This window comes from Streptomyces sp. NPDC107765, from assembly GCF_055657085.1.
Genome location: NZ_JBVKBL010000006.1, coordinates 118453 through 137569, shown reverse-complemented (window position 1 = coordinate 137569; position 19117 = coordinate 118453). Strand labels below are relative to the sequence as shown.

The window sequence follows — 19117 nt, the reverse complement described above, 5'->3', positions numbered from 1 at the left end:
CTCCGACGCCCGAAGCCCGCACACTGAACTCATGTGCCGCAGCATCAAGACGCTCCGCCCGCCCATCACCCCCGAGGTCACCGACGAGGACATCCGGGCCGCGGCCCTGCAGTACGTCCGCAAGATCTCCGGCTTCCGCGCCCCGGCCGCCCACAACCGCGAGGTGTTCGATCACGCGGTGGAGGCGGTGGCGGCAGCGACCCAGGACCTTCTCGACGGCCTACAGATCCGTGGCTCCAGCACCCGCCAGCCCAGCAGCCAGTAGCCCCACACCGCCACGCCACCACACAAAACTCACCCGCCCCCCAGTCTCACTCTCCCCACACCCTCACCCTCCCCACCCGACCACCGCCTGCACCGGTAGGTGATCGCTTGGAAACTGACCGTGTGCGGAATAGGTGTTGATCATCGCGCGCCGCGTCCGTACGCCCGGCGACGTGAGGATCCAGTCGATACGGTCCCCGTCCGGTACCAGCGGCCGGTATCCGTGGAAAGTGCCGTACCGCGCGCTCCGCTCCTCAGCCGTGTCCCAGCTGTCAACAAGCGCCCCGCCGTGCAGCATCGCGTCGTACACGGGATTTCCGTGCGCCGCCACATTGAAGTCGCCGGTGACGATCCGGGGCAGTGCGGAGTCAAGCCCGTCCAGCCTCTCGGTGATCAGTGCCGCGGACCGCTCCCGCGCATACTGATGTGCATGATCCAGATGCGTGTTGAGGGCGTAGAACTCGCTCCCCGTGCGCAGATCCCGGAAACGCACCCAGGTCACCATCCGGATAACGGTATTTCCCCAGGTCGCCGACCCGATCAGAGAGGGAGTATCGGACAGCCAGAAATGGTCGTACTCAAGCGGAGCGAGCCGCCCGACCCGGTAGAAAATCGCCGCGAATTCGTCCTTGCTGCCACCGCCCCGCCCAGTGCCCAGCCAGGCGTAGCGCGGCCCCAGGTCCTCCGCGATGTCGCGCAACTGACCGTAGAGCCCCTCTTGGGTGCCGAGCAGATGCGGGCCCTCCCGGCGAAGGAGGGCCCGCATCACGGGGCGGCGCTCGGCCCAGGAATGCGGCCGGGCGTCCGAGGCATAGCGCAGATTGAACGTCATCACGTGCAGCGCCGGCCCGACGTCGGCGGCGTACGCGCTCTCCGCCCCGTACGCCGTCGTCGTCACCACCGGCCCGGTGACCGCCGCAGCCGCCACCGCCCGCACGACGGCCCGCCGCCGAAACCCCGGGCGACCCGCACCGCCGGCAATCGCACCCGCCACGCCAGCCCCCTCACTTACGTCGCTGCGCTCAGCTCACTCAGCTACGTCCGTCACGTCGGTCATCCCACACAGGCTCCCGAAGAATGCAGTGAGCGGGAAGTGACCCTCAGGGGAAGGTGCCCGGAATCAGCCTCAACGGTCGCTGGCCGGCCCCCGCCAGTCCGCGTGCCGAATACGTGACAGCTCCCGCACCTCACCGACCGTCCCCCATTCGTCCCGCCCCAGCCGCGCCAACGGCTTCATCCGGGAAATCTCAGGATGCCCGTCAACCAGCACGTCCTGCGAAACGGCCGCATGCACGACCCGTCCGAATACGATGACGGAGTCCCCGATGCCCACGGTGGAATGCACCTCGCACTCCAGCGCCACCGGCGAGGCCGCCACCCGCAGCGGCTTGACCCGCAGACTCGGCTCGGACTCAATCCCGGCCGCCTCGAATTCACTCACACCGTGCGGAAAATCGGTCGCCGTGTCATTGATCTGCTCAAAAAGCCCCTCGGACGCAAAATTCACCACGAATTGCCCGGTCGCCTCGATGTTGAGGAGAGTGTCCTTGCGTCCGACCGAACTGAACTGCACAACGGGCGGCGCGACGCTGGCAATGTTGAAGAAGGAGTGCGGGGCGATGTTGTGCACCCCGTCCGCCGAGGTGGTCGACACCCAGGCGATCGGCCGCGGCACCACGGTGGCGGTCAGCAGCCGGTAGAAGTCGTTGCGGGACATGACAGCGGGATCAAAGTCAGTACGCATGGGATCAGTATCCAGGTGCACCACCGAGGGCCTACAGCGGATCTACCCCACCACCCGGCCCCTGAGTTCGCCAGAAAATCCCCGGCACCGGAGCCACCGAACGCCAGGAGCCGACACCATCACCACAGCAGCCGACAGTGCCTGGGAGGACTCCCCGCGCACGTCGGCGTCCTCCACCTACCCCACCTCGCCTTCAGCACCACGCCCGCCCTTGCTCGTCACACGTTCATCCCAGGCGAGGAGTACGCCGGGGATCGCGTCGCCTTCACGGGTCTCGGGCCGGGCTCACCCCGGGGTGCTGGTCGTCCTGCACGTCGTGCAAGGAGGGGGCGTAGGAGATCCCGATGATCAAGCCGTCCGCCGTGAGGAGTCTGGCCACCGTCTGGCCCCATGGCTCGGTGCGGGCCTGGTGCACCAGCTCGAAGCCCGCGCGCTGAAGCTCGGCACTGGCGGCTGCGACGGCTTCCGCGTTCGCCACCTCAAACTCGATCGATGCCTGCGGGACCACCCGGTCGGCGGGCCACTGGGCCGTGCCGAAGCATGCCTCGGCTGCCTGCGAGAGCGGCCACAGGCCGAAGTGCTTGCTGCCGGGGACGTTCCCGCTGGAGTAGTAGCCGTTGTCTTCCCCCTCCAGGGGGAGGCCAAGGGCCTCGATGAACAGCTTGCGGCTCACCGGCGGGTCGGCGACGACCACCGCCACGCTCGTGATGAAGAGAACGTCCATGCCGGTGGTGGCACTCCCTACTGCGACCGGACTCCGAGGGCCGGAGATTCGTCCTGGTCAGGACCACTCTCAGCGGCCGGATCTCCCTCAACCTATCCGGCTGCTGCCTCCAAGAGTCGAGACACTCGCGCCAACACCACCCTTGCGTCACCCGATCGGGCCGGCTCACCTTCGCACTGCCGATCACGACCGTGCCGTCATGCCACCGTTGCCCAGACGGCCTACCGGGCGCGTTCAGCGGCACCGTGCCTCGGCGCACCCGCGCCGCCGCACTGTGGATCGCCCGGGCAATTGCTGGTGCTCAACGCTTGCACAGGCACCTCGCTCATGACCGGCTGGACGGCCTCCTCTGCGTACCCGATCGCGGAGGTGAACCGCCCGGCTCCTCACCCACCACCTTCAATGGCGTTGCTGGCTAAGGAAGTTGGCGGGTTCCCATCGTTGGCGCGGTATTAGAGTGAAGCGATGACCTCTCTGCCGGAAGATCCGCGGCCGCTGGCCGGCGACGACGACCGCGACAGGGCCGCGAAGCGCCTGCAGGAGGCGTACGCCGAAGGTTTCGTCTCGCACGAGGAGATGGACGAACGCCTTCACCAGGTGCTCACTGCCAAGACACGCGATGAGCTCGCGCAGGCCCTGGTCTCCCTCCCGGCGGAAAGTGCGGGCTCCACGTCCACACTTGCTGCCGCCAGCGGACGGATCCAGCGGCGCGGCGCGTGGCGGGTGCCTCGGTTCCTCAAGGTCGAATCCGCCTACGGAAGGGTGTACCTGGACCTGTCCCGGGCGATCATCGAACATCCGGAAGTGGACATCGAGTTGCACCTCGGCTCCGGCAGGGCGAAGATCACGGTGCCTCGCGACGCGATCGTCGATATTGAGGGCCTGCGGACCGGTTGGAAACACCCACTGCACAAGATCCGGCGGCGCTCCCGCCCCGGCGGGCCGACGATCCGGATCTCCGGGGCCATGGAATTCGGACGGTTGAAGATTCGCCACGCACGGCATTGAGGGTTTATCCGTTCTTCGACTGCTCGGCAACCCGGTGGTCACGGGTCGGCACGAGCGTGCCGTCCACGATCAGGACGGTGTCCTTGCGGAACCGCTGGCGCGGCTTGAGAGCGAGCGACGGACCGAGATGGTCGACGATGCGGTCGGCCGCGGACTTCGAGATCCCGAACAGCGGGGCTGACCCCGGTGACGGAGCTACGGGCGCCAGGCCTGGTCAGGCCCGGGACTTTCACCTGTTCCGACGCGGAACGGCCGTACCGGAGGGAGCAGCCGGACGACTTCCGCTTCACCACGTTCCGTGTGCCCAAGGCCGGGCTGGGTGTCGCGGAGCCCGAATGGCGTGCGACCACGGGGAAACTGTACCGCCCGGGCATGGCGATGCTGTTCATGGAAAGTGACAGCAGATCGACCGGTGTGCGTAACGTGTCAGAAGGTGGCGGCCAGGTAAGCGTTGCGCGACCGGATGAGCCGGGGCATGTACCGGTTGAGGAGGGTTGCGTCGGCGAGCCGGCCGATGGGGCCCCATGGCGAGGCGAAATCGATGACGTCGGTCATCAAGGTGCCTTGACCGTGCGGCGCGAAGTGGTGAACGTGCCGCCAGTACCGGAAAGGCCCGGCTTCCTGCTCGTCAACGAAGGAGTGCGGCGGGTCCCAGGAGGTAATGCGAGCGGTCAGCCGCCAGGTCAGCCCGAAATGGCGGGCCTGGAAGGTGACTGTCTCCCCGAGGGTGAGCTTGCCTTGGGTAGTGCCGCCAACGGCGTGTTCTCTCGACGACGCCATCGATCGGGTGTGCGCCTCAACGTCCAGGCAAGCATCGAAGACTTGGCGTGGGGGCGCTGCGAGCACGGTGGTGATCTCGAAGTGCGACACAACGGCCTCCGTTCGATCCGGCAATCGCTCCTCACTGTAGGCAGTCCGTCGTCGGGCCATCGCCCGGGGGTGGAGCGGTCGTCCTGGTGACTCTGTACGGGGGCACATCATCTGGCCACGTTGCGCGCAACGGGTGCCGAGGATCCCCCTCCCGGTGGTCCGGCCCCCACACCTCATCCCTCCCCTGACCCCGCACGATCCTGACCAAGACCCGGCGCCATGTCCGACACCTCCGTAAACCCTCATAGGGTGACCTGAACACAGCATCATTACTGGCTCAGCTTGGAGAACGTGTGCCGTCGGTTCAGCGCATCACCTCACGCAACGCCCGCTTTCAGCAGTGGGAGTCGCTGCTGAACAACCGCAACAAGCGAACGCGAGCGCGCGAGTTCCTGGTGCAGGGTGTCCGTCCCATCTCGATGGCCGTCCGGTACGGCTGGCCCGTCAAGGCGCTGATATACGACGGCAGCCGGGCGCTGTCGCAGTGGGCGGAGGACCTGCTGCGGACTGTCGACGCCGAGCGGATCGCCATGGCGCCGGACATGCTGGCGGACCTCGGGGAGAAGAACGAGCACGCGCCGGAGCTTGTCGCCGTCATCGAGATGCCGGCCGACGACTTCGGCCGGTTCAGCGCCGACGACAACTTCCTGGGTGTGCTGTTCGACCGGCCGACCAGCCCTGGGAACATCGGCAGCATCATCAGGTCAGCGGACGCCTTCGGGGCGCACGGGCTCATCGCGTCGGGACACGCGGCCGACGTGTACGACCCCAAGTCGGTGCGGGCGAGCACCGGTTCGCTGTTCGCCGTGCCTGCGGTCCGCGTCCCCAGGCCCGGCGAGGTGATGGCCTGGGTCGAGGCGCAGCGGGCCGAAGGGCAGTCGATCGTCCTGGTCGGCACCGACGAGAAGGGGGACTGTGATGTCTTCGACTTCGACTTCACCCAGCCGGTGTTGCTGCTGATCGGCAACGAGACGTCCGGGCTGAGCAGCGCCTGGCGGGGGCTGTGCGACCACACGGTCAGCATTCCGATGACCGGCTCGGCGAGTTCGCTGAACGCCGCGAACGCCGCAACCGCCGTACTGTACGAGGCTTCCCGGCAGCGGATCGCCGCGAGGAAACGTCCGGCCTGACCCTGTACGTCAGCACGCAGCGCGTGCGCCCGAACGAACCTGCCTGTCTGCCGGCCGGCCGGCTACGTCGGATGCCCTCAGCCGGGCCGGCCCAGGCCGAGGCGCACCGCACGCTCGAGCGGCGAGTAGGCGCCGTCGGCGCGATCGAGGTCGAGCGGAGCGGCCGCCATCAGCGGAGGCTGCGCCATGAACTTGGGCCGGGTCCCTTGGTTGGGCTGGGCGGCATGGATCAGGAACGGGTGGCACAGATAGACGTCACCGGCCTGCCCGGTGGCGAGCGCCAACGGGCGGTCGGGGGCGTCGAGCCTGCCCGCTGCGTCCATGGTCCTGCAGAGTTCCATGGCGTCGAGGCCGCGCTCACCCGCCGGGGCGAGGAAGCGCGGAACGTCCACGTGCGAACCGACCTTGATCCTGGTCGGCCCGTGGTCGGCATCGACGTCGGAGAACAGGAAGAGCATCAGCAGCGCCCGCTCGCGTGAGCGGAGGTTGAGCCAGTTGGCCGGGTCCAGGTGGCGGGATCGTCCGGGGTGCATCCGGTCTCACGCCACAGGAACGCGCGGCACTCGTCGGCCAGCGACCGCGGAAAGGCGCCTTCAAGATGGACAAAGCCATCGGTAACGAAGCGCTCCACCTGGTCTGATGTCAGGGGATTGGGCATAAGGGGATTTTTCGTCGTAGCCCTGCGCCCCCGCCGCTCCACCGCAGAACTACCGACGGTCCAGAAGCGGGGGTTCTGGATGCCAGAAGCGAAGGATCTTGGACTTCTGGCGGAGGCCCGGCCACCCTTGAAGTACGCCTCGACTCCCGGCTCATCGCCTATCAGAGCCGACCTCCACGGGCAGGAACTTCCGCCCGCCCCAAGCCAATGCACCGGAGCCAACCAATATGCGCCTCAGACTCGTCCACGGAATCGCCCTGCTGTGCACCGGCCTTCTCGCCGGCGCGTTCGGGTACGGCGCAGCCAATCTCGTTCCCACCTTCAACGCCGTACCGCTGGAGATGCGGCTGTCATTCCACGCCGAACTGATGAAGATGAACGGCATCACCATGCAGGCGGCGATGGGCGCGTCGATCCTGAGTTCCCTGACGCTCGCCGTCCTGACAGCGGGCCGCGCCCGCCTGCTCGCGGGTGGGGCAGGTCTACTGGCCCTCGCGTCCTTCCTGATAACCCGGTTCGGCAACGTGCCCATCAACGGACGGATCAAGCAGTGGGCGCTCACCGGGGCCCCGGCCGACCACGCGGAGATCCTGCGGCGCTGGGAACTGTTCAACGACATCCGCACGCTCACCGCCATCGCAGCCTTTGCTCTACTGATCGTCCTCGCCGTCAGCGGACTGCGAGCGACCGTTCACCCCGTGCGTGATCAGGCGGGCCGGCCCTAGTTGCCTGAGATCAGGCGCGGCGCAGAAGAAAGTTGCAGAGCAGCTCGCAGCCGAGTCTCCTGAAGGGGCCAGCCGCTGCACGGGGCCATGATTGCTGCCCCCTGATTCACAGTGTCCCGAGTGCCTTCCGCAGGACGTGAATGGCCTGTTCGATGGCGGCGGTTGATGCCCTGGTGGAGCGGACGGGATTGAGCATCATGAAGTCGTGGCAGATGCCGTTGTAACGCACACTCGTGGTCGGGACGCCTGCCTGAGTGAGCTTGGCGGCGTAGGCCTCGCCCTCGTCCCGCAACACGTCGTTCTCATCGACGATCACGAAGGCGGGAGGCAACCCTGCGAGGTCCTCAAGGGTGGCACGTAGCGGCGATGCCGTGATCTCGGCTCGTTTCGCCGGGGAGGTCGGCGGAATGTACGCGTCCCAGAACCAGGCCATCGACCGGGCCGTGAGGAACGGTCCGTCGGCGAACTCCCGGTAGCTGTCGGTGTCCTGACCGGCATCGGTCACCGGGTAGTACAGCGATTGATGCACAAAGTGCACGTCCCCGCGCTGCTTGGCCATGAGCGTGACCGCCGCGCTCATATTGCCGCCGACCGAGTCGCCTGCGACGGCCATCCGCTTGGCATCGAGGCCCTCGCTGGTTGCGTTCTTGGTGATCCATTGCGCGGTCGCATAGGCCTGCTCGATGGCGACGGGGTACGGCGCCTCCGGCGAGCGGTCGTACTCGACGAACGCGACGGCCGCCCGGGCGCCGTCGGCCAGCTCACGGATGAGCCTGTCATGGGTGCCGGCATTGCCGAGGATCCATCCACCACCGTGGATGTAAAGGATCACCGGCAGGGGCCCGCTGGTACCCACCGGCTTGACGAGCCGGACCCGCACGTCTCCGACCTGGGCCGGAACGGTGATCCACCGGTCCTCGCCGACTTCGACCTTGTCGATGGGAGCGGCCTGGATGTCATCGAGTACTTTGCGGGCTCCCTCCGGACCGAGCTCGTAGAGGAAGGGCGGCGTGGCGCTCGCATCCGCGAGTGCCTGCGCCTCCGGTTCGAGGACATGCTCCACCACGACCCGGCTCCTTTCGCTGAGGGACGGCGGCACGACGCCTGGGCACATCCAGTCGCCACAGCGACGCTAAAGGCAGGCGCACCGGCCCGCGAGTCCTGGTGATCGAGGAGATCTGCCCGGGCGCAGCGGCCAAGCGGCACGAGTCAGGTGGCGGCATGACGTTGCGGCATGGCGTGGTGTAAGGGCCGGCCTCGTGGTGTCCCTCGATCGGCCGACACCCAGACAGCAGCAGCCGACCGGGGACCGGTGGAACCGGCGCAGGCAGCAGAACGACAGGAGGGCGGCGCGCAGCACGTGCCGGCTACGGCTAAGGTTCGCCGCCCGCACCAACCACCTTCTTGAGGGATGGAGAATGACGTCCGAATTCGTTTGAACCCTTAGGGTTGACGGAAATCCGTAGAGCGACAAGTGGCCACTTTGCGTACCCGCAATACGCGAATTTACGCAACCTTTCGAGCTTTCTCCGTTTGAGTTGGCCAGGTCTCGCGGCGTAGCGTAGAAAGCGGTTCAACTGAACAGGGGTCGAACCATCTTTCGGGCTCAAAGGAGGGACACGATGAGCATCCGAAGCATACTTCCCCTCAACGGCGGCTGGGGCCACGACCACGGTGGGCGCGGCTACGGACGCGGCTACGGCGGTGGACGCGGCTACGGACGCGGACGCGGCTATGGGCGCGGACGCGGGTTCGACCGCGGATACGGCTTTGGTGACGGACGCGGATTCGGTCGCGGAGGCCGTTTCTAGCGACCCCACGACCCAACTGCGAGGCTGGTCCCCGTCCTCGGGGGCCGGCTTCATGATGTGCGGGGCCAGGCGAAGCCCACATTCTCCGACAACGTTGAGGTCTGAACGCCCGGTCTCTCTCGACACTGTCGGTGCCAACCGGAGCGGCTACGGGAGGAACCGCTATCGCCAGTGACGGCGAGCATCCGCGTGCGCCTGGTAAATCAAGCTACCACCCACGGTAATCAGACGCCGTCCCGCTCGGTAATGAGACGCTGAATGAGACGTCGAACCTGCCCGTTGCCTGCATAGACAAACGCTGCGTGAGGATATCTCTCCACACGCAGCGCGCTCCCGGCGGCTTCCCGCTAGGGCTATTGAGTATTCTCCTCGATTCCCGGCATGGCAATACCGGCCGGCGATGCGTTCTCAGATGATCTCTTCCCGATGTCTTCCCCTCTTTTACGCGTCAACATCCAGCAGAGCAGGCGCTTCCGTCGAGGAACGCGGCCAGTGAGGAACGCCGCCATTTTGGCGTGGGTCGCCTGGCGGTGAGCCGCGGCTGATGTATGGGCTGGTTGTCGGGCGGTTTGCGTTGTTGGGCTGAGGTCGGTCGCGGTGGTGCGCCATAGGGAAATGCATGGGGTCCCCTATGGCGCATGCCGGCGGCGGGCCTCAGTAGCCGATCGTGAACCGGCGCACTCGCGCTGCGCATCTGGGGGCACCTGCACGGCCTGGTGTCACTGGAGGTCTATGGCCACAGGCGCAACCAGACCCTCAGCCCCGCGAAGTTCTTCCGCGAGGAACTGGCCCAGCTCATTCGAGACGAGTGCCCCAGGCGTCGTGGAGGGCTGGTTGCACGTCTTCTCCAAGGACGACGTGCGTCGTCCCTCCTGGCAGCGTGGGCAGCTCAGCCCAGTGCGTCACGGTTTCAGCACTGGCGCGGCCGTGAGGCAACCGGACGACCCCGTCGGAGTCGACGAAGCAGTCTCTGTGCTCCGTTCCGTCCTCGCTCCAGTGTCGAGTCGTGAAGTACATCGGCCGCACCAGCCAGAATTCCTCACCCGACGGCGAGTTGGAATCCGTGGTGCGGTCAGCTGGGTACCGGCCCGTGATCGCGGCTGCCACCGGTGTACCGCTGCGAGGCAGCTTCCCGCGTGCGTCGACCCACGTCACCACGGTGTTCAGATGCGTCATCTCCACCCTCACTCAGGCACTCGGCAAAGGCGTCTGCCGCCCCTGTCCCGGTGGTCCGGGGTTCGGGGTTCAGGGTCCGGCGTGGACACTGCCCAACCTCGGCATCTGGCAAGACCATCTGGCGCTCGCGGAGGTTGCTCAAGGCGGGCGCCGCCTGTCGCCGGCGAGTGAGGAAAGATGGCGGACCGCCCCGGTCTCGGCGAGGTTTCCCGTCCTGGTTCTCCCCGCAGATTCGCGGGTTCGTGACCAGCAACAACTGGCCGCACGCACACCGCCACACCGCACCCCGCACCCCGCACCCCGCACCCCGCACCCCAGGAGAGCTTCACTCGCGTGCGTTGCGTAACTTGAGGATGTAGGTCGCAGTAAGCGCAACGGCACGGTCTTCGTCATGTGACAGATCGGCGAGGGCACGCGCCGCAGGGGTCCCCGGGATGTCCGCGAGCGCCTGTGTCAGCCGTTGACGTGCAGGCGGTCCAATGGTGTCGTGGGCGAGGCGGTCGACGAGCCCGGTAGTGATCTGATCCGCCAAGGCGGGGTCACTGGCCAGCGTGCTCAGTGCGTCGGCTGCGTCGGCGTCGTTCCGCTCCTCGACGATCATGTCGAGGAGCGTCGGGACCGCGTCGGCTACTCCACGTGCCCCGAGCGCCAGAGCCGCGTACCTGCGGACCACGATGTCGGGGTTCGTGAGGGCGTCGTGCAGCAGTGCGGTCGCCGCACCGTGCGGAAGCTCGGCGATGGACTGGACGGCACGTTTCCGCACCTCGGCCGCGGGTGACCCAAGGCCCTCCGCCAGCAGTGCCAGCCCGTCTTCGCTGCCCGATTGCGCCAGAGCCCACCGAAGGGCTCCGGCGACGTTCGGGTCCGACTCGCTCAGCACGGCCTCGACCAGTGCTTCCACCGGCACGGGAACGTCCTCGACCGCGGACAGGGCCGCGCGCTGCCGCGCCGCCGCGCTGCTCGACCCCAATGCCTGGAGGAGCGGGACGATGTGGAGGACCTCCTCCCAGCCGGCGGGTTCCGCGGCACCGATCCGACGAAGGCGCGTGAGCAGCTCCGTCTCCGCTGCGATGCGGTCTCGTGTCTGGCGGATGAGGTCGTCGACGAGCTCCGCGGGCGCGAAGCCGGGATCATCGAGCGCGCGCCTGACGTCGCGCAGCGATAGCCCCAATGACCGCAGACTCTCGATGTGGAAGATTCGCCGGATGTCCTCGCCGGAATACTCTCGATAGCCGGAGCCGGTACGACCCGTTGGCCGCACCAGGCCGAGCGATTCGTAGTGCCTGAGCATGCGGGCGCTGACCCCGGACCGTCGCGCGACATCACCGATCAACACTGCCTACCGTCCCTCCTGGCCGGGCCCGCCGAGAGCCACGATGCGCTTCGCCTCCTCGATCGCGAACTCGAATCCGGCATCCGGGTCGCGCCACAGCCGTTCCGTGGCGATTGCGTGCGCGCGTACGCGAGGGTCGAGATCCGTCGTCGCGGCTGCCAGTGTCGGCAACATCACCTCCCCGAGCGCGATCAGCGCCCGGCTGAGGCTCAGCTGCGTCTCACGTTCGCCCCGCCCGAGCTGCGTCGCCAACGCTACGGCCAACTCGCGCTCCGCACCTTCGGGTACGAGCACGACCGCTGCCCGCCAGGCGCTCCGGGCCACCTCGTCGTCGGCATCGGACAGTAGCGCCGGTGTGATCGCCGGCCACGCCCGCCGATCCCCGATCTTGGACAGCGTGTGCAATGCCTGGCTCCGTGCCTGGGCATGTGTCGAACGGACTTCGTCGAGAAGCAGGGGGACCGTCATCGATGCCGGGTGGCGGGTGAGCGCCCACGTCAGTATTTCGCGCACGTAGAAGTCGGGTTCGAGCGTGCATCGCTCGATGAGTTTTCCGATGAACCCCGGGTCCGGCGTCGTGCCGACCGCCAGCGCTGCCTGCAGCCGGACCGACGAGCTGTTGCTCTCCAGCCCCTGGAGAACACGCCTCGTGTGGATGTGCTCTTTCGGCAGGTTGATGTCCTCTTTCGGCATGGGCATGTGGGCCACCTCCTTGGCTGCAGTGAAGGGCTTGTCACTGTGTCAAGGTCAAGCACCGCCTGAGCTATCCGCAGCGCACTCGTCCGCGCAGGTACGACGAGCGAGGCGGAATGGGAGGCCCTCAGGACGCAGTCCGGCCGTTCAGCGGCGGCAGTTGGTGGCTCGACCCACGCGATGCGGAGCCCGCTGACTGCCCGAGCTCCTGGAAGTCGCCGTCAATGACGGCAGGACGAACGGGAACCCGCACCACTGACTCGTCGAGCGAGAACGCCGCCCGTCAGGTGTCCGGCCGCGACGGCGCGCTCCGGATGAATGGCGGTTCTACGCCGCCACGTTGAGGCCGTGACGCATGGCGTCGAAGGCGCGTCGCACGCAGCGGGGCAGCTCCGCGGGGGAGCACTGGGGCAGCCACTCGTCCAGGGCGCAACGCCAGGTCGCCACGCAGAACTCGATGAGCAGTCGTGCTTCCAGCGTGTCCGGGGCGCCGAGTCGGCGGGTGATCCCGGCCTGGATCTCAGCGCAGTGCCGCAGGGAGTGCCCGTGCAGAGACGGCGACTGGTCGATCAGCTGCAAAGTGGCCGCGAACCGGGGGAACCAGTCCTCGTCCATGCGCTCGAGGGTGGTCAGCATCGCGTCCTGGAACGCCTCGACCAGGTGCTCGGTGTGGTCGGTCAGCTCCCTCTGCTCGCTCTGCTCCATGACCTCCAAGCAGGTACTCCACAGCTGTTTGACGGCTGTGAGGGTCACATCCTCCTTGGACCGGTAGTTGCGGAAGAAGGTACGCCGCGAGACCTCCACCGCTTCGAGGAGCGCATCCAGCGGGGTGTCGTCGAAGCCGCTCTCGGTGAACAGCGACACAGCGGTTTCGGCCAGCGCTTGGCGGGTGCGCAGCTTCTTGCGCTCACGCAACGAGGCGGGCTGCGGGGCGGTCGTCATGGACATCAGCTTACCGCCGACGCCCCCAGCGAGCATGTGCTTCAATGGCGCAAACGCCACACTGTGGCACTTCCACTGTGTCACTTTCACTTTGAGGAGACGGGCACATGCGAGCACTCGTTATCGACCACAGCGCAGCAACGCACCTGTCACTGGCCGAGACCTCAGCTCCGATACCGGCACCGGATGAGGCCTTGGTGAAGGTCGCATCGGTTTCGCTCAACCACGGCGAGGTCAAAGGCGCTACCAGCCCGGAGACGCCGGACGGCACAGTGATCGGCTGGGATGCCGCCGGTGTCGTGGTGAAGGCAGCCGCCGACGGGTCGGGGCCGGCAGAGGGCACCCGTGTCGTCACCCTCGGCGCGGCGGGCGGATGGGCGGAGCTGCGCGCGGTACCGGCCTCCCTGCTGGGCCAGGTGCCGGACGACGCCGACCTCGGCGCCGTGAGCACGCTCCCGGTGGCCGGACTGAGCGCCCTGCACGTATTGCGCCGCGCGGGCCACCTCCTCGGCCGCCGAGTGATGATCACCGGCGCATCCGGCGGCGTCGGTCGCTTCGCGATCCAGCTCGCCGCTCGTGCGGGGGCAGAGGTCGTGGCCATCAGCGGGAACCCTGCCCAGGCGAACGGCCTGCGAGCGCTGGGCGCAAGCGAGGTGCACACCGATCCGGCCACCGTGGACCGGCCCGTGTTCACGGTGCTGGACAACGTCGGCGGCCGACAACTGGTGGACGCCTTCGCCGCTCTGGAGGCGCACGGCACGCTGTTCAGCGTGGGGCGTGCGTCCGTGACGGACGCGGTCCTCCCGCCCGAAGCGCTCCTGGGGACCGAGGGACGGCACGACAGGTCGATCCGCACGTTCTTTCTCTTCGGCGACCCCGCCACCGACTTCTCCGCCGACCTGACGTGGCTCGCCACTGAAGTCGCCGCAGGCCGCATCGACCCGGGCATCAGCTGGCGCGGCCCGTGGACCCGCCACGACGAAGCGGTCGAGGCTCTGCTCGGCCGTCGCCTGCACGGCAAAGCGGTGCTGGACGTCAACTGACCTGCTGTGCACGGCAGGAGCGCCCAGCGGCCAGTCGGGGCTGCGCCGTGCTACGTGTTCCAGAACGTCGGATCGCTGGTCCGGGCGCGGGTCGTTGACCGGCGCCCGGTGGGCGCGGGCCGAGCCGTTGCTGCCCGCGGCGAGCTGGTCGTTCTCGTCGAACGATGCGCGCCGCCAGCCGCTGGGCCTTGTCCTGACGCCTGGTCAGGCCGCCGGAGGGTTTCCCGCGGGGGGCCTGGTCTCACGTGGAACCGGGTGGGGCCGTCCGTTCGTAGAGGGTCCCGCCGGGTACGTACCAGCCCGCCTTCTTGCGGACGGCTGGGCTCGGGTCCTGAGTGGGGATGTCCCCGCCTGGCCAGCGAGAACGCGCACCTCGCCAGTGGGGACCGGGAACTGTGCCGCTCGCGGGCCGTCAGCCCGCGCGCCGCCGCCCGGTGCGGTGAAGGAAAGAGGCAGTCAAGGCAGCCTCTTGAGAAAACATACGGCCGACCGTACTCTCTTCTGCATGAAGCAACCCGTCTTCACCGAAGCGACCGACCCGTTCTGCCTGGACCAGGCGGATGCCGTGGCATTGCTGACTGGGGCGCCGTGGGGCAGGTATGCCGTTATCGGCGACAGCCTTTCGGCGGGAACCGGCGACCCCACGCCGGGCTACGGGGATCAGGGCTGGTCAGACCGGGTTGCCGGGGTCTTACGGTCTGTCCGGCCGGAGTTGGCATACCTCAATACCTCCGAGATCGGGGCAACAACCGCCCGGACGCTCGAGAACCAGGCAGCCCGGATGGTTGAGTTCGCCCCGGACCTGCTCCATCTGCCCTGCGGGGCCAACGACATCGTGCGGCGCAGGCCGGACTTCGGTGAGATCGAGCGCACGCTTCGGCGGATGTACGACCTGGCGAAGGGCACCGGCGCCTTGCTGACCACTTTCACGCTCGGCAGGGCGTATGTCGTCCCGGTCTTCCCTGACTGGCCGGAGCGGATTGTCGCGGTCAACGAGATCGTGCGCGGGCTGGCTTCCGAATACGACGCCGTCGTGGTGGACATGTGGGATCACCCGGTCAACGACCGCGGCAACCTGCTCAGTGAGGATCGCATCCACTTCTCGACCTCGGGTCAGGCCGTGATGGCGGCCGAGGTGGTCAAGAAGCTGGCCGGCTCCCTGGGACACCTCGCATCGGCGTGACTCTCCCCCGGTTCTGACCGCCGCCTGGCGAATCGTATCGGCGTAATTCTCCCCCAGTAATAACCGCCGCCTGGCGAAACGCGCCAGCCGAGCTTCCTGGGTTCAGGCATTGCCAGACCCTGACGAATCAAGAGGTTTCTTGTCGTGGCAAGTAGTCAGCAAGCAGTAGGCCAGCGGGCAGTGACCGCGAAGCCTGATGCCATTCCGTGGATGACGATGTCGGTTGTCCTGGCCGCGCTGTTCATGGCGGTCCTTGACTCGTTCATCGTCGTGGTCGCCGACCCCTCGATCGTGGCGGACCTGCATGCCTCGGACAGCGATGCCCAGTGGGTTCTGGCGGGTTATCAGCTGAGTTACGCGGTCTTCATCATTACCGCTACTCGCCTGGCTGATCTGTACGGTCGCAAGAGGATATTCCTTCTCGGGGTGGCCCTGTTCACCCTGTCATCAGTCGCTTGTGCGCTCTCCCCGACCGCAGGCAACCTTATTGCCGCGCGGGTCATCCAGGGTCTGGGAGCCGCCCTGATGGTTCCCCAGGTGTTCGCATTCGTCACGGTGCTGGTGCCGGCGGCGCGACGGCACAGCGTTTACGGCGTGCTCGGCATCGTCATGGGTATGGCCACCATCGGCGGACAAGTCATCGGCGGGCTGCTCATCGGCGCCAACCTCTTCGACTCCGGCTGGCGCATGGTCTTCTGGGTAAACGTGCCGATCGGCATTGCGCTGTTCCTGCTCGCCCTGCGCCACGTGCCGGAGACAGGCCGAGCCGCCACCCGCACACTGGACATGCCCGGCGTGCTGGTGCTCAGCGCGGCTCTCTTCCTCCTGGTGCTCCCGCTGATCCAGGGGCAGGAGGCAGGCTGGCCGTGGTGGGTCTGGGCCTGCTTCGCGGGCAGTGCGGTCGCGTTCGGATTGTTCGTCGCGATCGAACGGCGGCTGGAACGGCGGGGCGGGGATCCGTTGGTACCGCTGACGCTGTTCAGGCAGCGCTCGTTCTCGCTCGGGATCGTTCTCGTCCTCGCCCTGTACGCGCTGATCTACTCGTACTACCTGGCCTTGTCGGTAACGATGCAGCAAGGGCTCAACATGTCGGCGCTCGGCGCGGGCCTGGTCCAGGCACCGGCAGCCACAGCATTCTTCGTGTTCAGCATGGTCGCGAGCCGGATCATCCCGAAATACGGACGACGTGTCCTTGAGGTGGGGGCGATCATCCTGGCGATCGGATACCTGGCGACCGGCCTCTTGCTGGTGTCCGGTCCGCGGATCACTCCACTGCTGGTGATCCCCACCCTCGTTCTGCAAAGCGTCGGTGGCGGACTGGTCATCACGCCGGCACTCAACACGGTGCTGAGCCGCGTCAAGCCGGAGTCGGCCGGTGTCGCGTCTGGGGTCCTGTCCACGACCCAGCAGGTGGGCGGAGCGCTGGGCGTTGCCGCTATCGGAGCGGTCTTCTTCAGCTCGTTCCATCCCGCGGCAGTCGGCAGGGTTGCCGCCGCCGGTCACGCCTTCGCCGTCGCGTCCTTCGGGGTCTTGATCTTCGCAGTCATCGCGGGCATCGCCGTCTTCCTTCTGCCGAAGCGGCCGGCGGCCCAGGCCTGACTGCGAGGATCACCAGTCACGGCCAGGCTGCGGTCGACAGCGGGCCCAGCCGTAGCGACGTCCGGGCAGGTCGGTTGCCCGGACGTCCGCCTTTGGGAAGGTCCGCGTCTCGGCTGGGATGAGGGACGGTGAAGCACGGTGCAGCACGGTGAAGGACGGCTAAGGCGGCCAAGTGGCCTGACACGACGATGAGTTGGGCCTCGGCCCGCCGCATCGTCGTGTCATTACCGTGCTATTGCGGGGCGGTGAGCAGGCCCTCGACGATGCGGCGGACCTTGCTCACCGCGCTGTCGTCCCCGAGCCGTAGAGCCGTGTTGGCGGCGCACAGCAGCGCGTCGATCTGGAAGACGGCGAGTTCGACGTCCAGGTCCGCGATCTCACCGTTGTCGACGGCGTGCCGGAGTTCGCCGGCGATGACTTCGAGCCACTCCTGCTGGTCGCGGAAGAGGGCGTCATGGACGGGCCCGGTCTTGCCGTCGAACGCCGCGAGGTTCGCGGCTCGGAAGCATCCGCCCGCGAACAGCGGGGTCGAGGCGTAGACGACCCACTCGTCGAGCAGCGCGCGCAGACGTGCGACGCCACGCGGTGCGGACCTGGCCGGCCGGATGACGTGGTCGATGAACATCTCGCGGGCGAAGTCGACGACCGCCAGCTGCAGCGCTTCCTTCGTCTTGAAGAGCGTCTGGATGCCCGCCTTGCTGTGCCCGGTGTCCGTGGCCAGACGGCCGAAACTGACCCCTTCGAGCCCGTCGAGCGAGGCGATGTCGACCGCCCGCTCCAGAACGGTCTTCCGGGTCCGGGCGCCGCGCAGGAGGCGTTTGTCGGTGACATCTGCGACATCTGCCGTGGCACTACCCATACGGTCGATCGTACCCCAGGTTGGCGGACCCGGTCGGTGAGCCGACGACTCGCCCGCCAAGCATGCGACGGCTCAGGCACGGGACAAACCTTCGGGCCGTTCGTGACCGAGGCAGTGGCCGATGGCGGCCGATACGCCTCCATCGCCACCCAGGCAGGTCCGGTCCCCGACCTGTCCTCCCGAGGTGTCCGTACCACTGTCCACCAGGTGCGGGAGGACGGCGCGGCACACTGAACGAGCTGGCCAAGCTCGTCGACAGCGGCGCATTGCAGGTACGGGTGCACTCCACCTTCGGCCTCCAGGAGATCCAAGCCGCCCACACGCGGTTTCTCCAGGGCGGCCTGGCAGGCAAGATCACTGTGGTCTTCTGACGCGGTCACGGGTCCTCCGGCCCAGGCATTCCGTGGCGCCGGGCAACCCCAGGCGGCGAGTGCGGCCCGGGCCCGAAAACCGCTCGCCCGAGGCGCCGTCTCAGAAGCAGCATGAGCGGATGAATCTTTCCGGACCGCCGACGTGCGAGGTAAGCGTCCCTGCCCCGATCGCCGCCCAGGCCGGAGACCGGACGCTGCGGCCTGTCTGGCAGAACGGGCTGGGCGGCCTGACCTTCCAGATCGGCACCGGCAATGCCCGCCTGTTCGCCAAGTGGGCACCGGCAGGCTCCGGACTGGACCTCGCCGCCGAGGTCACCCGCCTGAGCTGGGCTGCCCGCTTCACACCGGTGCCACGCGTTGTGGACCACGGAGCCGACGAGGACGGGGCCTGGCTCGTCACCCACGGGCTGCCCGGCGACAGCGCCGTCAGCCCGCGCTGGACGGCCGATCCCGGCACCGCGGTACGTGCGCTGGGGGCGGGGCTGCGCGCCCTGCACGAGCAACTGCCGGTGGCCGACTGCCCTTTCCGTTGGTCGGTCGCCCACCGCCTGGAACGCGCCCGGAGCGCCGGAATGGACGTCCCCGCAGATCTGAGGACGCCGCCGATCGACCGCCTCGTCGTCTGTCATGGAGACGCCTGCGCGCCGAACACGCTGCTTCGCGAGGACGGTTCCTGGTCCGGTCACGTGGACATGGGCGCGCTCGGCGTCGCGGACCGCTGGGCGGACATCGCCGTCGCCAGCTGGAGCACCGAGTGGAACTACGGCCCCGGATGGGAGCAGACCTTCCTCGACGCCTACGGCATCACCCCCGACCCGGAACGCACCGACTTCTACCGGAACTTGTGGGACCTCACCTGACTACGGGGCTCCTCCCCCACCCCGATTCCCGAGGCACCCAGCAGCGTGCAGGGAGCGACGGACGAGCTCGACAAAGCCCAGGCAGCGGGCACCATCACCAAGGATCTGAATCGCTGGCCCTCCC

Annotated in this window: 19 protein-coding genes and 2 pseudogenes; 9 read left to right on the top strand and 12 right to left on the bottom strand. The window is 67.7% G+C overall.

Annotated features, from left to right (window positions below; all coding sequences use genetic code 11):
* Positions 1 to 31 precede the first annotated feature (31 nt).
* A complete protein-coding gene (locus ACZ7MX_RS16950) occupies positions 32 to 265 on the top strand; it encodes a DUF2277 domain-containing protein (protein WP_472132777.1) in 234 nt (77 codons plus the stop codon).
* 63 nt (positions 266 to 328) lie between these two features.
* Here the strand turns inward: ACZ7MX_RS16950 and ACZ7MX_RS16945 are convergent, their stop codons facing one another.
* The 3 genes from ACZ7MX_RS16945 to ACZ7MX_RS16935 all read right to left on the bottom strand — a co-directional run bounded on the left by ACZ7MX_RS16945 (position 329) and on the right by ACZ7MX_RS16935 (position 2732).
* Positions 329 to 1165, bottom strand: a complete 837-nt coding sequence (locus tag ACZ7MX_RS16945) for an endonuclease/exonuclease/phosphatase family protein (RefSeq protein WP_472133268.1) — start codon at positions 1163 to 1165, stop codon at positions 329 to 331.
* 225 nt (positions 1166 to 1390) lie between these two features.
* Positions 1391 to 2008, bottom strand: coding sequence for a flavin reductase family protein (locus ACZ7MX_RS16940; protein WP_472132775.1), 618 nt, complete (start codon positions 2006 to 2008; stop codon positions 1391 to 1393).
* Positions 2009 to 2273: 265 nt separating this feature from the next.
* Positions 2274 to 2732, bottom strand: a complete 459-nt coding sequence (locus tag ACZ7MX_RS16935) for a VOC family protein (protein ID WP_472132773.1) — start codon at positions 2730 to 2732, stop codon at positions 2274 to 2276.
* A gap of 465 nt (positions 2733 to 3197) precedes the next feature.
* On the opposite strand from ACZ7MX_RS16935, the gene ACZ7MX_RS16930 reads away from it, so the two are divergent.
* Entirely contained in the window at positions 3198 to 3740 is a 543-nt protein-coding gene (locus ACZ7MX_RS16930; protein WP_472132771.1) for a DUF1707 SHOCT-like domain-containing protein, read from the top strand.
* A 10-nt stretch (positions 3741 to 3750) separates the two neighbouring features.
* On the opposite strand, the pseudogene ACZ7MX_RS16925 reads toward ACZ7MX_RS16930, so the two are convergent.
* Both ACZ7MX_RS16925 and ACZ7MX_RS16920 read right to left on the bottom strand, forming a co-directional pair.
* Positions 3751 to 3918: pseudogene (locus ACZ7MX_RS16925) on the bottom strand (IS5/IS1182 family transposase); the annotation flags it as partial.
* 248 nt (positions 3919 to 4166) lie between these two features.
* A complete protein-coding gene (locus ACZ7MX_RS16920) occupies positions 4167 to 4610 on the bottom strand; it encodes an SRPBCC family protein (protein ID WP_472132769.1) in 444 nt (147 codons plus the stop codon).
* Positions 4611 to 4903: 293 nt separating this feature from the next.
* Between ACZ7MX_RS16920 and ACZ7MX_RS16915 the strand changes: the two genes are divergently transcribed.
* Complete coding sequence (locus ACZ7MX_RS16915) at positions 4904 to 5740, top strand: TrmH family RNA methyltransferase (protein WP_472132767.1); 837 nt, start codon at positions 4904 to 4906, stop codon at positions 5738 to 5740.
* 77 nt (positions 5741 to 5817) lie between these two features.
* Here ACZ7MX_RS16915 and ACZ7MX_RS16910 read toward each other — a convergent pair.
* A pseudogene (locus ACZ7MX_RS16910) lies at positions 5818 to 6398 on the bottom strand (phytanoyl-CoA dioxygenase family protein).
* A gap of 227 nt (positions 6399 to 6625) precedes the next feature.
* Here ACZ7MX_RS16910 and ACZ7MX_RS16905 point away from each other — a divergent pair.
* Positions 6626 to 7123, top strand: a complete 498-nt coding sequence (locus tag ACZ7MX_RS16905; protein WP_472132765.1) for an anthrone oxygenase family protein — start codon at positions 6626 to 6628, stop codon at positions 7121 to 7123.
* 106 nt (positions 7124 to 7229) lie between these two features.
* On the opposite strand, the gene ACZ7MX_RS16900 is transcribed toward ACZ7MX_RS16905, so the two are convergent.
* The 5 genes from ACZ7MX_RS16900 to ACZ7MX_RS16880 form a co-directional block, all read right to left on the bottom strand.
* Entirely contained in the window at positions 7230 to 8237 is a 1008-nt protein-coding gene (locus ACZ7MX_RS16900) for an alpha/beta hydrolase (protein ID WP_472132763.1), read from the bottom strand.
* 1492 nt (positions 8238 to 9729) lie between these two features.
* Entirely contained in the window at positions 9730 to 10110 is a 381-nt protein-coding gene (locus ACZ7MX_RS16895) for an AQJ64_40280 family protein (RefSeq protein ID WP_472132761.1), read from the bottom strand.
* Between the two features lie 325 nt (positions 10111 to 10435).
* Positions 10436 to 11446 (bottom strand): HEAT repeat domain-containing protein, encoded by a 1011-nt coding sequence (locus ACZ7MX_RS16890; protein ID WP_472132759.1) that lies wholly within the window; start codon positions 11444 to 11446, stop codon positions 10436 to 10438.
* 3 nt (positions 11447 to 11449) lie between these two features.
* Positions 11450 to 12142 carry a HEAT repeat domain-containing protein gene (locus tag ACZ7MX_RS16885; protein ID WP_472132757.1) on the bottom strand — a complete coding sequence of 231 codons (693 nt, stop codon included), beginning with the start codon at positions 12140 to 12142 and terminating at the stop codon, positions 11450 to 11452.
* A 321-nt stretch (positions 12143 to 12463) separates the two neighbouring features.
* Positions 12464 to 13078, bottom strand: coding sequence for an acyl-CoA-like ligand-binding transcription factor (locus ACZ7MX_RS16880; protein ID WP_472132755.1), 615 nt, complete (start codon positions 13076 to 13078; stop codon positions 12464 to 12466).
* A gap of 107 nt (positions 13079 to 13185) precedes the next feature.
* On the opposite strand from ACZ7MX_RS16880, the gene ACZ7MX_RS16875 reads away from it, so the two are divergent.
* From ACZ7MX_RS16875 to ACZ7MX_RS16865, 3 genes are all read left to right on the top strand, one after another.
* A complete protein-coding gene (locus ACZ7MX_RS16875) occupies positions 13186 to 14121 on the top strand; it encodes a zinc-binding dehydrogenase (protein WP_472132753.1) in 936 nt (311 codons plus the stop codon).
* A 505-nt stretch (positions 14122 to 14626) separates the two neighbouring features.
* Complete coding sequence (locus tag ACZ7MX_RS16870) at positions 14627 to 15304, top strand: SGNH/GDSL hydrolase family protein (protein WP_472132752.1); 678 nt, start codon at positions 14627 to 14629, stop codon at positions 15302 to 15304.
* Between the two features lie 180 nt (positions 15305 to 15484).
* A complete protein-coding gene (locus tag ACZ7MX_RS16865; protein WP_472132750.1) occupies positions 15485 to 16903 on the top strand; it encodes an MFS transporter in 1419 nt (472 codons plus the stop codon).
* Between the two features lie 232 nt (positions 16904 to 17135).
* Here ACZ7MX_RS16865 and ACZ7MX_RS16860 read toward each other — a convergent pair whose 3' ends face one another.
* Entirely contained in the window at positions 17136 to 17762 is a 627-nt protein-coding gene (locus ACZ7MX_RS16860) for a TetR/AcrR family transcriptional regulator (RefSeq protein WP_472132748.1), read from the bottom strand.
* Positions 17763 to 17824: 62 nt separating this feature from the next.
* Here ACZ7MX_RS16860 and ACZ7MX_RS16855 point away from each other — a divergent pair, with 62 nt between their 5' ends.
* Together ACZ7MX_RS16855 and ACZ7MX_RS16850 are read left to right on the top strand one after the other, a co-directional pair.
* Positions 17825 to 18133 (top strand): zinc-binding dehydrogenase, encoded by a 309-nt coding sequence (locus tag ACZ7MX_RS16855; protein ID WP_472132747.1) that lies wholly within the window; start codon positions 17825 to 17827, stop codon positions 18131 to 18133.
* Between the two features lie 119 nt (positions 18134 to 18252).
* On the top strand, positions 18253 to 18993 hold the full coding sequence (locus tag ACZ7MX_RS16850; protein ID WP_472132745.1) for a phosphotransferase: 741 nt from the start codon (positions 18253 to 18255) through the stop codon (positions 18991 to 18993).
* Positions 18994 to 19117: the final 124 nt, after the last annotated feature.

Bases quoted from the DNA above. Each gene is read 5' to 3' on its own strand.
- ACZ7MX_RS16850 (WP_472132745.1), top strand. From the start codon at position 18,253: ATGAATCTTTCCGGACCGCCGACGTGCGAGGTAAGCGTCCCTGCCCCG.
- ACZ7MX_RS16855 (WP_472132747.1), top strand. From the start codon at position 17,825: ATGCGACGGCTCAGGCACGGGACAAACCTTCGGGCCGTTCGTGACCGA.
- ACZ7MX_RS16905 (WP_472132765.1), top strand. From the start codon at position 6,626: ATGCGCCTCAGACTCGTCCACGGAATCGCCCTGCTGTGCACCGGCCTT.
- ACZ7MX_RS16870 (WP_472132752.1), top strand. From the start codon at position 14,627: ATGAAGCAACCCGTCTTCACCGAAGCGACCGACCCGTTCTGCCTGGAC.
- ACZ7MX_RS16950 (WP_472132777.1), top strand. From the start codon at position 32: ATGTGCCGCAGCATCAAGACGCTCCGCCCGCCCATCACCCCCGAGGTC.
- ACZ7MX_RS16860 (WP_472132748.1), bottom strand. From the start codon at position 17,762: ATGGGTAGTGCCACGGCAGATGTCGCAGATGTCACCGACAAACGCCTC.
- ACZ7MX_RS16900 (WP_472132763.1), bottom strand. From the start codon at position 8,237: ATGTGCCCAGGCGTCGTGCCGCCGTCCCTCAGCGAAAGGAGCCGGGTC.
- ACZ7MX_RS16885 (WP_472132757.1), bottom strand. From the start codon at position 12,142: ATGCCCATGCCGAAAGAGGACATCAACCTGCCGAAAGAGCACATCCAC.
- ACZ7MX_RS16935 (WP_472132773.1), bottom strand. From the start codon at position 2,732: ATGGACGTTCTCTTCATCACGAGCGTGGCGGTGGTCGTCGCCGACCCG.
- ACZ7MX_RS16930 (WP_472132771.1), top strand. From the start codon at position 3,198: ATGACCTCTCTGCCGGAAGATCCGCGGCCGCTGGCCGGCGACGACGAC.
- ACZ7MX_RS16880 (WP_472132755.1), bottom strand. From the start codon at position 13,078: ATGACGACCGCCCCGCAGCCCGCCTCGTTGCGTGAGCGCAAGAAGCTG.
- ACZ7MX_RS16875 (WP_472132753.1), top strand. From the start codon at position 13,186: ATGCGAGCACTCGTTATCGACCACAGCGCAGCAACGCACCTGTCACTG.
- ACZ7MX_RS16940 (WP_472132775.1), bottom strand. From the start codon at position 2,008: ATGCGTACTGACTTTGATCCCGCTGTCATGTCCCGCAACGACTTCTAC.
- ACZ7MX_RS16895 (WP_472132761.1), bottom strand. From the start codon at position 10,110: ATGACGCATCTGAACACCGTGGTGACGTGGGTCGACGCACGCGGGAAG.